12 protein-coding genes and 1 riboswitch are annotated in these 13,974 nt (G+C 39.7%); of the genes, 9 read left to right on the forward strand and 3 right to left on the reverse strand.

All coding sequences use genetic code 11. From position 1 onward, the window contains the following. Window positions 1–11 precede the first annotated feature (11 nt). From thiQ to thiB, 3 genes are read right to left on the reverse strand one after another with little or no spacing between them, the layout of a single operon-like run. A complete protein-coding gene (gene thiQ / locus PSE83_RS16425) occupies window positions 12–722 on the reverse strand; it encodes a thiamine ABC transporter ATP-binding protein ThiQ (RefSeq protein ID WP_004257651.1) in 711 nt (236 codons plus the stop codon). Further along, complete coding sequence (thiP, locus tag PSE83_RS16430) at window positions 715–2,319, reverse strand: thiamine/thiamine pyrophosphate ABC transporter permease ThiP (protein ID WP_004257646.1); 1,605 nt, start codon at window positions 2,317–2,319, stop codon at window positions 715–717. Before thiP ends, thiQ begins: the two co-directional genes overlap by 8 nt. Beyond that, complete coding sequence (thiB, locus tag PSE83_RS16435) at window positions 2,295–3,299, reverse strand: thiamine ABC transporter substrate binding subunit (RefSeq protein WP_096864076.1); 1,005 nt, start codon at window positions 3,297–3,299, stop codon at window positions 2,295–2,297. Before thiB ends, thiP begins: the two co-directional genes overlap by 25 nt. 58 nt (window positions 3,300–3,357) lie before the next feature. After that, a riboswitch (TPP riboswitch) is annotated at window positions 3,358–3,455 on the reverse strand. A 112-nt stretch (window positions 3,456–3,567) separates the two neighbouring features. On the opposite strand from thiB, the gene rppH reads away from it, so the two are divergent. From rppH to recC, 9 genes are all read left to right on the forward strand, one after another. Beyond that, window positions 3,568–4,101: an RNA pyrophosphohydrolase gene (gene rppH / locus PSE83_RS16440; RefSeq protein ID WP_004257639.1), complete on the forward strand. Its 534-nt coding sequence runs from the start codon at window positions 3,568–3,570 to the stop codon at window positions 4,099–4,101. 3 nt (window positions 4,102–4,104) lie between these two features. After that, complete coding sequence (gene ptsP / locus PSE83_RS16445) at window positions 4,105–6,351, forward strand: phosphoenolpyruvate--protein phosphotransferase (RefSeq protein WP_004257635.1); 2,247 nt, start codon at window positions 4,105–4,107, stop codon at window positions 6,349–6,351. Window positions 6,352–6,513: 162 nt separating this feature from the next. Further along, window positions 6,514–7,410 (forward strand): prolipoprotein diacylglyceryl transferase, encoded by an 897-nt coding sequence (gene lgt, locus PSE83_RS16450; protein ID WP_036957999.1) that lies wholly within the window; start codon window positions 6,514–6,516, stop codon window positions 7,408–7,410. 119 nt (window positions 7,411–7,529) lie between these two features. Beyond that, on the forward strand, window positions 7,530–8,381 hold the full coding sequence (locus PSE83_RS16455; protein WP_004257622.1) for a thymidylate synthase: 852 nt from the start codon (window positions 7,530–7,532) through the stop codon (window positions 8,379–8,381). Window positions 8,382–8,698: 317 nt separating this feature from the next. Then, the gene (locus PSE83_RS16460) at window positions 8,699–9,184 is read left to right on the forward strand and encodes a prepilin-type N-terminal cleavage/methylation domain-containing protein (RefSeq protein WP_272660993.1); all 486 of its coding nucleotides are present in this window, start codon (window positions 8,699–8,701) and stop codon (window positions 9,182–9,184) included. Beyond that, a complete protein-coding gene (locus PSE83_RS16465; protein WP_136134318.1) occupies window positions 9,178–9,783 on the forward strand; it encodes a prepilin peptidase-dependent protein in 606 nt (201 codons plus the stop codon). The genes PSE83_RS16460 and PSE83_RS16465 overlap by 7 nt, the downstream gene beginning before the upstream one ends. Continuing rightward, complete coding sequence (locus tag PSE83_RS16470) at window positions 9,780–10,220, forward strand: DUF2509 family protein (protein WP_094961116.1); 441 nt, start codon at window positions 9,780–9,782, stop codon at window positions 10,218–10,220. Before PSE83_RS16465 ends, PSE83_RS16470 begins: the two co-directional genes overlap by 4 nt. After that, complete coding sequence (locus tag PSE83_RS16475) at window positions 10,220–10,606, forward strand: type IV pilus modification PilV family protein (protein ID WP_110591275.1); 387 nt, start codon at window positions 10,220–10,222, stop codon at window positions 10,604–10,606. The genes PSE83_RS16470 and PSE83_RS16475 overlap by 1 nt, the downstream gene beginning before the upstream one ends. Then, on the forward strand, window positions 10,584–13,958 hold the full coding sequence (recC, locus tag PSE83_RS16480; RefSeq protein ID WP_164565453.1) for an exodeoxyribonuclease V subunit gamma: 3,375 nt from the start codon (window positions 10,584–10,586) through the stop codon (window positions 13,956–13,958). Before PSE83_RS16475 ends, recC begins: the two co-directional genes overlap by 23 nt. Window positions 13,959–13,974 lie beyond the last annotated feature (16 nt).

Genomic DNA, 13,974 nt, shown 5'->3' on the forward strand with positions numbered 1-13,974 from the left:
TTTATACAGTGTTAATTGTTGGCAGCGGTGGTGATACTCAGTAACGCAGATGCCGCACTTTGCCCCTGTAATAGGTATTGAGTATCGCCATCGTAGGCGATTTTCCCCTCTGCAATAACCAGTGTCCGTGGGGCAATTTGCAGGGCATCATCGACATTATGGGAAACCATTAACAATGTGATTGATTTTTCTGCACAAATTTCCCTGAGTAATAGCAGCATTTCTCGGCGTAATGCAGGGTCGAGAGCTGAAAAAGGCTCATCAAGTAATAAAATTGGTTGATTGCGGATCATGCAGCGTGCTAATGCCGCGCGTTGACGTTGCCCCCCCGACAGTTGTGCTGGTAACCTATCTAAACATTCACTCAGGCTGACACGGCTCGCCATTTGCTCAACTCGCTGAATTTGCGTTTTATTCAGGCGTAAATTGGGTTGCAGTCCAAGACCAATGTTTTGCCGGATTGTCAGGTGTGAAAATAAATTATTTTCTTGAAATAACATAGAAACAGGGCGCTTAGCCGGAGGGCTAAAAGTATGGTCTTCGCCATTGAGCGCAATTGTACCGCTTTTGGGAAATTGAAAGCCGCTAATCAAGCTTAATAGCGTACTTTTCCCTGCACCACTTGGCCCCATAACTGCCACAGACTCACCGAACTGAACAGAAAAATCAAATGACATTGTCAGGTTGTCGTATTGGTAATCTAGCTGAGTCAATTTAATCATGGTGTTTTCCTGAGATACGTTCAATCAAGCTAAATAAGCAAAAGCAAAGCAATAGCAATAGCATGGCAGTAACAGCCCCATCGTTTGACCGGTAAGCCCCTATTTGCTGATAAAGATAATAAGGGAGTGTGCGGAAGTTATCATTGCCAAATAACGCGACAACACCAAAATCACCAATTGAGATAACACAAGCAAATGCGAGAGCTTGGGAAATAGGTTTGCGTAATGCTTTAAGTTCAATAATTCGGAAACGATTAAAACCAGAAATGCCAAGTGATTGGCACAATGGGTTATAGCGTTCAGCGCTGTCTCGCATAGGGTTTTCTAATACTTTTAACGCATAGGGAATGGCTAACAAAGCATTAGTCATGATAACTAATGGGTAAGGGGATTCAGGTAAGCCTACCGTTTCATTAAAAAAGATAAAAAAACCTGTCGCGAGCACGATACCGGGCATGGCTAAAATAATTAACCCACTAAGTTCTAAGGCTTGCCCTAGACGAGCCGCTTGGCGTAAGCGCAATTCACGGCTGCTCCATAACAACATTAAGGTAAGTACCACGCAGACAGTACCAGCACACAGTGCAATAAACACAGAGGTTGCCGTGGCTTGCCATAAGGCAGGTTGCTGCAATACCACCCAAAGTTGCCCATTTAAGCCATCAAAAATAACAGCGAACAGCGGGGGCAGTAGCAATAACATGGCAGCGATAATGAGCAGCAGGTCACGAATACGACGAAATGCGTTATCAGCGGGGTCAACCCATTGCGCTTGTTGGCTAAACCCCACTGAAAATACACTATTTACTCTATGGCAGATAAACATTAAACCGACACAGAAAAACAGCTGGATGAGCGCCAAAAGGGTGGCTCGTCCTAAATCAAAATCATAATTAAGTGCTTGGTAAATAGCCAATTCGATGGTGGTTGCTGCCGGGCCGCCTCCCAGAGCGAGAACCGTCGCAAAGCTGGCAAAGCACAGCATAAAAATTAACGCAGCAGTAGGTAATATTTGCCGCCGTAAATAAGGCCATTCTAAAATAGTAAATTGCTGCCACTCATTGAACCTCAGTTGTGCTGCAATTTGTCTCTGCTCAATAGCGATATTTTCTAAAGACTGTAATAGCATACGAGTCGCTAGTGGCATATTAAAGAAAATATGTGCTAGCAAAATGCCTTTTAGGCCATAAGGTGAAAAGGTGTAATTAAATCCCAGTAATTGACAAAGTTTAGCCAGCCAACCCGTTTGCCCGTAAACTGATAAAATACCAAATACGGCAACTAACACCGGAAGAACCAACGTCATTGCACATAAGCGTAAAAATAGGGTTCGCCCAAAAAAACGACGGCGGTGTAGTGCTCTTGCAAGAAAAATAGCAGGGATTACAGAAAAAATAGCGGATAAAAAAGCCTGCCAGAAAGTAAAGCCAATCACATGCCACAAATAGCTATCGCTAATAATGTCAGTCATTGAAATTTCAGGTGCAAAAAACCACAGTGCACCAAAACTAATAAGTGCAACCGTAATCAGTAATCCGGAGGCCAACGCCCCCGGTAGTAGAGACAAATTAATTAGCGACTGACGGCGGTTTGCCATAAACGAGTCCAATTTTGGCGTTCTTTGGCCACTTCTTGAGAACTAAATTGTAAGGCTTTTTCAGGTAGAGGTAACTGGTTGTATACCTCAGGTAAGGGAATATCAATGACCGGATACATCCAGTTTGTTGTTGGCAAGGTATTTTGGAATTCAGGCGTTAAGACAAACTGCAAGAACTGCTTGGCAAGCTCCGGCTGTGGGCTATTTTTCAGCCTTGCTGCCACCTCAACTTGCATATAGTGACCCTCATTAAATAATGCCGCAGCATAGTTATCTTTTTGGTCATTAAGCATTTGATAACCCGGCGATGAGGTATAACTGAGTACAAAATCACCTTCCCCTTTTAAGAACAGGCCATAAGCTTCACTCCAACCTTTAGTTACGGTGAGTGTTTTGCCTGCCATTTTTTGCCATGCATCCGCAGACTTGTCGCCATACAGTTTTTCAATCCACAGCATTAAGCCAAGTCCGGGCGTACTGGTTCGAGGATCTTGGTAAATAATTTTCCAATTATTTTCACTATTTAATAATGCATCCATACTTGTTGGTGGTTGTTTAATTTTATTAGTGTCATATATGAATGCGAAATAGCCATAGTCATAAGGAATGAAGGTTGAGCTATCCCACGAAATAGGCAGCTTCAATGCACTGGTATTAATGTCGGCAGGAGCAAACAGGCCTGTTTTTTCAGCAGAATCTAATAAATTATTATCTAACCCTAAAATCACATCTGCTTTGCTATTTTTTCCTTCCATTCTGAGTCTGTTTAGCAGAGCTACACCATCCCCCAGCGCCACTATTTTTAATTCACAATCGCACTGCGCTTCGAAATTTTTTTTAATTTGTGGTCCTGGACCCCACTCTGCGGCAAAGGAATCGTAGGTATAAACAGTAAGCGTTGGTTTATCCGCCCATGCTAATTGACTTAAACTGAGTGCACCAAAGGTAAAGAACGATGCTATAATTTTGTTTTTAAACATGCTTTTTCCTGCGCTAAAAGATAGTGACACAGGATTTGAGGAGAAACCGGTGCAGATATGCAGACGGAGGCTCAAATCCCTACGCCGGTATTAACCGGATCAGGTTCTACGGGTTATTTCTCAGCCGAAATAAGTTCGGCACCCCGTTGAGATGTTCACTATTGTAGTGACTTCAGACATATCTGCAAACTGTATTGATATAGGTTTACCAGTTTAGGTATGTGTGAAACAATTAGGCATCTTTCAAATTTGGTTATTGAGGTAGTCTGTGATTGATGATGATGGCTACCGCCCGAATGTAGGAATTGTAATTTGTAATCGGCAAGGGCAAGTTTTATGGGCCCGCCGCTATGGTCAACACTCATGGCAGTTTCCTCAAGGAGGCATCAATCCTGGGGAATCGCCGGAACAGGCGATGTATCGTGAGCTATACGAAGAAGTCGGGCTACAGCGTAAGGATGTCAGGTTATTGGCATCTACCCGTAATTGGTTACGTTACAAATTACCCAAGCGTTTGGTGCGTTGGGATACAAAACCTGTTTGTATTGGGCAGAAACAGCGTTGGTTTTTACTTCAACTTCAATGCAATGATGCCGATATAAACGTGCAGCGCAGTAAGTCGCCAGAATTTGATGGCTGGCGATGGGTCAGTTATTGGTATCCTGTTAGGCAGGTGGTTTCTTTTAAACGTGAGGTTTATCGGCGTGTCATGAAAGAATTCGCTCCCGTAGTTATGCCTTTACAGGAACAAAAATTACCACAACGGCCCTCTTTTAATAACCGTAGGCGTGGAGCAAAGTAGCCTATGTTGACGCGTTTACGTGAAATTGTCGAAAAAGTTGCAATGGCGACAAGTTTGACTGATGCGCTAGAAGTGTTGGTGAATGAGACCTGCAAAGCAATGAGAACAGACGTTTGTTCCATTTATTTAGCTGATCACCCTCGCCAATGCTATTACTTAATGGCAACCCGCGGGTTAAAAAAACCTAGCGGGATTGCTATTCGTCTAGGTTTTGATGAAGGTGTCGTAGGGGCCGTAGGGCGCCAATCTGAAATGCTCAATCTAGCCGATATTCGTGAACACCCTCAATATAAATTCCTGCCTCAGCTTAAAGAAGAACAATTAAAAGCTTTCTTAGGTGTTCCCGTGGTATACCGTCGCCAATTATTAGGTGTGCTGGTCGTACAGCAACGGGAAAAACGCTTGTTTAATGAAACCGAAGAATCTTTCATGGTAACGCTGTCGATGCAACTCGCCGTGATTTTGTCGCAAGCACAAGCAAAAGGTATTTTTGGGCAATATCGACAAAATAGAATTAAAGCGATTCCTGTATCACAAGGAATTGCAATGGCTTATGGATGGCAAGATAGTTCCCAACCTTCTTTAGATAGTATTTTTCAAGCAAGCGCTATTGATATCGATAAAGAAAAACAACGCCTTGTCGTCGCCCTTGAAAGTGCTACAGCGGAATGTCGTCGTATTAGTAAACGTTTTATGGCGAGCTCAGCAAAAGAAAGTGCGGCGATATTTGATCTCTACAATCATTTGCTTAGTGACCCACAGCTAAAAAAACACCTGTTTGCCGCCATCAATGATAACGCAACCGCTGAATGGGCAGTTAAAACAGTCATTGAAAATTATGTAGAGCAGTTTTCTCGCCTGCGTGACCTTTATTTAAGGGAAAGAGGGGCAGATTTAAAAGCATTAGGTCAACGCTTATTATTTCATCTTGATGATTCACTTACCGCAAATGAGCAATGGCCAGAACGTTTTATTTTAGTTGCTGATGAATTAAGTGCTAGTGTATTGGCTGAGTTACCTATTGAACAACTTGCCGGTGTAGTTGTGCGTGACGGAGCAACGCATTCTCATTCAGCTATCTTAATCAGAGCTATGGGAATTCCTGCGATTATGGGGGCGGATATTGAGCCTTCGTTATTACATAACCGCCATTTAATATTAGATGGTTACCGTGGTGAGCTCTTTATTGAACCTGAAAATTTAATTGTTCAGGAATACCAGCAAATCATTGAAGAAGAAAATGTTATTAGTCGCTTAGCGGAAGGAACTCTTGAACAAGATGCAGCACTTAAAGGCGGCGAACAAGTTCATATTTACCTTAATGCAGGCTTAAGTCCGCGCTACGAGCAACAGATTAACACAGGGGTTGATGGCGTTGGCCTGTATCGTACTGAACTGCCTTTTATGTTGCACAATGGTTTTCCCTCGGAAGATGAGCAAAAACAACTCTATAAAGAAGTTTTACAACTTTTCCCTACCAAGCCTGTAGTGTTAAGAACCCTTGATATAGGGGCGGACAAACAGTTGCCATACATGCCAATTAGCGAAGAAAACCCAAGCTTAGGCTGGCGCGGTATTCGCATCATGCTGGACCAGCCCGAGATTTTTTTAATCCAGCTAAGGGCTATGTTACGGGCGAATATGTTTTCAGGTAATTTACGTATTTTATTACCGATGGTGACCAGTGTTAATGAGATAGACGAAGCAATTTTGCTGATAAAAAGAGCAAGGGACGAAGTGAGTTTTTTATTAAAAATGCCAGTTGAGATGCCCCAAATTGGTATTATGCTTGAAGTTCCTTCTTTGCTATTTCTATTACCGGAAATAAAAAAACGCGTTGATTTTATCTCTATCGGGACTAATGACTTTACACAATATTTACTTGCTGTTGACCGTAATAACACCCATGTAGCGGCGCTATATGATAATCTTCATCCCTCAATTGTGCGCTTTTTAGCAAAAGTAAGTGAAGAGTGCCAACGCCTTCAACTCCCTGTAAGTGTTTGTGGGGAAATGGCAGGGCAGCCACTCAGCGCAATGGTATTAATTGCTCTAGGATATCGCTCCTTAAGTATGAGTGGGCGTAGTGTTCCTCGCATGAAATATTTAATCCGCCAGCTTGACCCAGCCTTGATGTCGCAGTTAGTACCTAAGTTATTGGCTGCGGAAACGAGTGATAGTGTCAGGCTAGAGGCGAGTGAATTTATGGAGCAACACCATTTAGGCGGTTTTGTACGTGGTGGGATTTAACTTACAACAAGATGTAAGTATTTAATTTGGTTTAGTTTGAAAAATATCAAGTATAAATGACTATACTTTTTGTTGTATGCTTCAGGGGCTTCACAAATTGAAGCCTGTTGAATATGTAATAGTCGACGAGTAGTTGGCTTAATGATTAAAAAGTGGGGAACAATGAGTAACAACTACTTAGCATTTCCGGAAATAGATCCTGTTATGTTCTCGATTGGGCCAGTATCGTTACACTGGTATGGCTTTATGTACCTTGTTGGCTTTGTTTTTGCCCTTTGGCTAGCAGGGCGTCGCGCTGCAAAACCCAATAGTGGCTGGACAAAAAACGAAGTAGAAAACTTGCTGTATGTTGGCTTTGTTGGCGTATTTGTCGGTGGTCGGTTAGGTTACGTTTTCTTTTATAATCTCCCTGTTTTTCTTGACGATCCTTTATATCTATTTAAGGTTTGGGATGGTGGCATGTCCTTCCATGGCGGCCTAATCGGTGTGATATGTGCCATGATGTGGTTTGCTCACCGTACTCGCCGTCGTTTCCTGCAAGTATCTGACTTTGTTGCACCATTGATCCCATTTGGCTTAGGCATGGGCCGTATTGGGAACTTTATTAATGGGGAGCTATGGGGACGAGTAACACTCGATACGCCATGGGCATTTTTATTCCCACATTCACGCAGTGAAGATATTCAACTTGCCGCACAGGACCCTTCGTTATTACCCATATTAGAGCAGTATGGTGTGCTACCTAGACACCCATCACAGCTTTATGAAATGTTCTTAGAGGGAGTTGTTCTGTTCCTTATTTTGAACTTATTTGTGCGTAAACCTCGTCCAATGGGGAGTGTTTCCGGGTTATTCTTGATTGGTTATGGTGCATTTAGGATTATTGTTGAATTCTTTAGGCAACCAGACGCACAGCTTGGTTTATTTGGTGGTATTAGTATGGGACAAATTCTATCAATTCCGATGATTATTATTGGCGTTCTGATGATTGTTTGGGCTTACAAATATGGCAAAAATGTGCCAGCCCATAAGCCACTAAAAGAGCCTACAAAGAGTTAATAAATACAATTATTGGGGCTAACTTAGTCTGTTGAATATAACTATTTTGTAAATAAAGCAATGAAGTACAACGAGACAAAGGTTAGCCACTTAAGTTATTTTTTTAAAAGAGAGTCACTATGAAGCCGTATCTTGATTTATGCCAACGTATTATTGATGAAGGGCAATGGGTTGAAAATAAACGAACTGGCGTTCGTTGTTTAACCGTTATTAACGCTGACCTTGAATATGATGTGGGCAATAATCAATTCCCCTTGATTACGACTCGTAAAAGCTTTTATAAAGCGGCGATAGCTGAGCTTCTTGGTTATCTACGTGGCTACGACAATGCGGCTCAATTTCGTGAAATTGGTTGTAATACATGGAATGCCAATGCAAATGAGAACCAAGCATGGCTGAATAACCCTTATCGCAAAGGTGAGGATGATATGGGCCGCGTATATGGTGTTCAAGGGCGTTCATGGCAACGCCCAGATGGAACACATTTAGATCAGCTGAAAAAAGTCGTCAATAACTTAAAAAATGGAATTGATGACCGCGCAGAAATTATCACTTTCTATAACCCTGGTGAATTTGAAATGGGTTGCTTGCGTCCCTGCATGCATACTCATACTTTTTCATTGCTAGGTGATACCCTACATTTAACATCTTACCAACGTAGCTGTGATGTACCGCTTGGTTTAAATTTCAACCAAGTACAATGTTTTGTTTTGCTCGCTCTTATGGCTCGTATTTCAGGCCATAAAGCAGGTAAGGCTTACCATAAAATTGTGAATGCACATATTTATGAAAACCAACTGCCTTTAATGCGTGATGTCCAACTAAAACGTGAGCCGTTTGCTTCCCCTTCATTGGTTATTAACCCCAAAATTCAGTCATTAGAAGACCTCGAAACATGGGTGACTTCGGATGATTTTACTCTCGAAGGGTACCAGTGCCATGAGGCTATCAAATATCCGTTTACTGTTTGATTAGCGAATAAATTGTTTACTAAGATGGTTTTATCGGAAAACCATCTTATTATCGTTTTTTAACTTATCATCAATTTTCCTCCTTTATCTATCCCATCTTTCTTGATGAATTTTATCTTGGTTCATAATTAATTTACTTTCTTGCATTTATTTTGAATTAACTATTTCTTTGCGAAGCAGCTCGCAAATTGACTTGTATTGTTATGCATTTATTTATTTTGTTGCGAAGCGTTATGCAGTTTGTAATGACAAACCTCGCTAGACAGATTTTTTTTGGCAATCTCTGTCTTGCATATAAAAAGTGGGGTCACAACAAAATGAAAGTTGAATTAAATACAACGCAGCGTGGTTTCACCTTAATTGAGATTATGATTGTTTTATTTATTTGTTCTTTTGTTATTTTTTCTGGTTTATATCAATGGAAACAGCAAGTAGAAAGGCAGCGGTTAATCGATGCGGCTAGGCAAGTATCTGAGTTTATTTATAGCCAAATGACAGAAGGTGTCTATTTAAATAGGTATCAAATATTATCCGTTAAGGCTGGTAGAAATGATTGGCAGCTTGATGTTAAAGATGCGAACAGCAAGCAAGAGGTTGGCAAGTTAACAGCAAAAAGGTACCAAGGAATAGAACTTAGTAAAGCAAGCCGTACTTCAATTCAGCTATATGGTAAGCAGGGAACGATCCGTGCTTTTAGCATAGAGCTAAAAAATCAGAATCAGCAAATCACAATTTATATTTCTTCATTAGGCCGTATTAGAAGCTGTAGTCATAAAAAAATGACAGGGGTACCTAAATGTTGAATCCCTTAAATAACGATAAATTAAAAAAACAGCAGGGATTTACACTTATTGAAATATTAATGGCAATGGCTATCAGTAGCATTGTTTGTGTATCAGCGATGAGCGCTATTCCTACATTATTTAAGCAAACCTATCGAACTTACATTCAATACCAAATAGACAAGGATATAAGGCAAACATTGATAAATATGGAAAAAGATTTTAGAAGGATAGGTTACTGTAGTAGCCTAAATTGTGGTGAAGAACCTTTAAAAATCACATCAAAATTTTTAAGCAAAGGGAATAACTCGTGCATTATTTTTGCTTATGACCAAGATTTATCGGGTAAGTGGGAAGATATTAAATCCAAATCTAAAGATTCTGATTATTTTGGTTATCGGTTAAATAATGAAAAACTAGAGTCCAATCGAAATGTCCGAAATTGTGATGGGACTCGTTGGCAATCATTATTTGATGAGAAGTTAATCAAAGTTAAAAAATTAGCATTTGATTGGCGGGAAAATACCCAATTACTTGAAATGGAAATAAGCCTTAAAACAGAGTTATTACCTAATCAAATATTTAATTACCGGATAGCGGTCTTAGTTAGAAATCTATGAAGAATATAGAGCAACAACAGGGAAACGTTTCTCTGCTTATGGTTATTATTTTTATCACAATAGGCACATTATTGATTAAATCGGTGCATTTTTTCCAAGAACGAGCTAGGGATGAGTTGCATAAGGAAATTAAATATTTCGATGCTTTTAATAAAGCAGAGTCAGCTCTTGCTTGGGGGGGGACATTACATTGGGATAGTCAATATAGAGGATTAAAGCGTTGGGTTTGCCAGAAAGAGGAAAATCAACAATGGAAAAGTTGCTTAAAACATTACAAAGGGGCGGATTTCGTGCTGTCGGGGCAAAGTCATTATCGCTTAGGGAATGATATTAAAGTTTATCGATGGGTAGTATGGGATGCAAATAAGCAACAGTTTTTCTCTCGTAAAAAAGGGTGGTTAGATTATTGCCCAGTGATAAAAAAAGGATTTTGCTAATGAAAACAAAGCAGCAAGGATTTGCATTAGTAGAGGCAATGATTGGCGTGGTTATTTTTGCTATTTCACTGGTAGCTTTGGTAAACTATTCGCAATATATCATATTGAATTTTAATAAATTGTATATGAATTCTTCGGCCATTAGGGTGTTACATAGTACATTAGAGAAAAGCTCAATGTTAGGGGAACCAATATCAGGGGAGAAAAATTCTTCCATAGATCCAAATTTGCGTTACCCTGAGTGGAAAATACAAACAACTCGCTTACCGCGAGCCGATAACTGTACTGAGTTAATGGTATCGTTAACGATAAAAAAACAGCCATTTTCATTAAGCCGTTGGTATTGCTCAACAGGAGAGTACTATGTTCCAAGTGTATCATTCTAATCAATTAGATTTATTAAAAGATCTAATGACTCATTTAATGAAAAATGAACCACTTTCTAACCCTTTTGAGCAAGAAATAATTTTAGTACAAAGTCCTGGAATGTCACAATGGTTGCAAATCGAACTTGCTAAGCAGTTTGGTATTGCTGCAAATATTAGCTATCCCTTACCAGCAACGTTCATTTGGGACATGTTTAGGCGAGTCTTACCGGAAATTCCAAAAGAAAGCGCTTATACCAAGCAAGCTATGACATGGAAACTAATGACAATATTGCCAACTGTCATTGATGAGGAAGAATTTGAACCTTTAAAGCATTATCTTCAAGAAGATACAGATAAACGTAAACTTCATCAGCTTGCTGGTAGGATTGCTGATTTATTTGACCAATATTTGGTTTATCGCCCACAATGGGTTGGAGTATGGCAAAAAAATGAACTAATAGAGGGGCTAAGTGAAAATCAACTATGGCAAAAACGTTTATGGCAGTGTCTTGTTGAATATTCAAATGAACTAAAACAGCCACCTTGGCATCGAGCTAATTTATATCAACATTTTATTGATACATTATCATTGAACCCTGATTTAGGAAAATTGCTGCCAAAGCGTATTTTTATTTGCGGTATCTCATCTCTTCCACCTGTTTATCTACAAGCTATCAATGCAATAGCAGAACATACAGATGTTCATTTAATGTTTACTAACCCTTGTCGCTATTATTGGGGGGACATTCAAAGCGCGTCGTTTTTAGCTAGGTTACAGCAAAGAAAACTTCGCCATTATCTTGATAAACATGAAATTTCACGTTTTAAACTCGAAGAGCATATTCCTAATTTATTTAATGAAAATGGCGAACAGGATATCGCAAACCCACTGCTTGCCTCGTGGGGAAGGTTAGGTCGAGACAACCTATACTTTATTTCTCAAATCGATCGTGCGAATGAAATTTCGGCCTATGTTGATACTGAACGAGCCAATTTATTAGAGAATGTTCAGCAGGATATTTTAGATCTCGAAAACCATGCTCAATTAGGGACAACATTAGAAAATTATGAAACAAGTATTGGCAAACGACCAATCAATGAGCTAGATGATTCGATAACATTCCATTTATGTCATAGTGCACAGCGGGAAGTTGAAGTATTACAAGATCATTTGCTTTCTCTCTTTGAGCAAGATTCATCGCTAACACCGCGTGATGTGATAGTCATGGTGGCCGATATTGACAGCTATGCACCCTATATTCAGGCTGTTTTTGGTAATACGGCATCAACTCGTTATATCCCATTTTCAATTTCAGATAGAAAAGCACTGCAAGCTCACCCAATTTTACAAGCATTTATTATGCTACTCGACTTACCTCAGAGTCGTTTTTCAACGGAGCAAGTTCTTAGCCTACTTGAAGTTTCTGCTTTTTCTCAACGTTTTGGTATTGATGAAAGTGAGTTAAGTTTATTACGCCGCTGGGTTAATGAATCAGGGATCCGTTGGGGGCTTGATGACGATAATGTACGTTCTTTTGCTTTACCAGTGATAGGGCAAAATACATGGGAATTTGGCTTAAGTAGAATGTTGCTTGGCTATGCAATGGATAGCAGAAATGGCCCGTGGAATGGTATTTTACCTTATGATGAGTGCAGTGGCTTAGCCGCCCAGCTTGCCGGGAAATTAGCGCTATTAATTAATACACTAAGAGAATGGCGCTCTTTATTAGCACAAGAACGCCTACTTGAAGAGTGGAAAGAACTTTGTCAGCAACTACTTGATAGCTACTTTATGGTTGATGGGGAAACTGAACTTGTTCTCGCACTATTAACAGAACAGTGGTATCAAATCATTGATAATGCGATAACTTCAGGATATGAAGAACAAGTTCCATTGCGTTTAATTCGTGATGAACTTTCAGTTCGCTTTGATGATGAAAAAATTAGTCAACGTTTCTTGGCTGGAGCCGTTAATTTTTGCACTTTGATGCCAATGCGTTCAGTACCATTTAAAGTTGTCTGCTTACTGGGTATGAATGATGGTGCTTATCCGCGAAATATACCACCATTAGGATTTGACTTGATGGCGGAAAAACCTGTTCGTGGAGACCGAAAACGCCGGGACGATGATAGATACCTATTTTTAGAAGCATTAAATTCAGCATCTAAACAACTTTATGTTAGTTATATTGGGCTTTCTATTCGTGATAATCAGCCTTGTAATCCATCGGTATTAGTTACTGAATTAATTGATTATATTTGCCAAAGCTTTTGTTTAGTTGGTGATGAAACTTTGACTATTGATGAAAGTGCTAAACGATTAAGTGAGCATCTGGTCATCCAGCATAATAGAGTCCCATTCGCAAAAGAAAATTTCTTGCCTGAAACGCCTTATCAGAGTTTTGCGAGTGAGTGGTTACCTGCCGCAAAAACAACAAATAAAGTTGATGAACCATTTTGTTCAATACTTGAAACTCGAGAGCCCATTACTGAAATTTCTTTAGAACAATTATTACGATTTTATCGTCACCCTATCAGGGCATTTTTTCAACAGCGTTTGAAAGTCCATTTTTCTATTGAAGAAACCGAACTGCCAGAAGAAGAGCCATTTAACTTAGGTAGATTACAACGATATAAAATTAATGATCAAATTTTAGATTTACTTGTCAAAGATAAGAACATTGAGCCTTTTTATTCTGCTTTAAAAGCATCGGGTCAGCTGCCTGCTAGGCAATTTGGTCAACTTTTTTGGGAACAGCAGTTGAACGAGATATCGCCATTAGCTGAAAAAGTTAAAGAATATGATATGCAGCTATTTGATTATCCATTAGATTTTCAGTTAAATGGGATAAAAATTACTGGTTTATTGAAAAATATTCATGAAACAGGAATGGTACGATATCGCCCGGCTTACTTAACTGCTAATGATGGGGTACAGTTATGGGTGGAACATTTGCTATTTAACTCGCAAATTGGTGAAGGGGAAAGCCTTGCACTAGGAAGAGATAATAGTATTTGGCAGTTTGCTGCTATTAGCAAAGAAGATGCATTGGCTTATCTACAAGATTTAGTCGTAGGCTACTGTGAAGGGTTTAATTCCCCGTTAATTCTTCTTTCTCAAAGTGGTTGGAGTTGGGTTAAAGCTTGCTTTGATAAAAAGACAAAACAGTACGATTTTTCGAGTGAAGAAATTCAACAAAAAGCATTATCTGCTTTGCTCCAAAGCTTACAAGGAAGTCAGATGCAAAAAGGTGAGATGGAAGACGATTATGTGTCAAGAACTTGTAGAAGCATTGATGATGCGATGATTAAATCTTTGTTATCAAACACTCAACGGTTTTTATTACCGATGACAAAATACTTGAAATGACAGGAGAGCAACAAAG

Source organism: Providencia sp. PROV150 (genome assembly GCF_028481025.1).
Classification (GTDB): Bacteria; Pseudomonadota; Gammaproteobacteria; order Enterobacterales; family Enterobacteriaceae; genus Providencia; species Providencia hangzhouensis.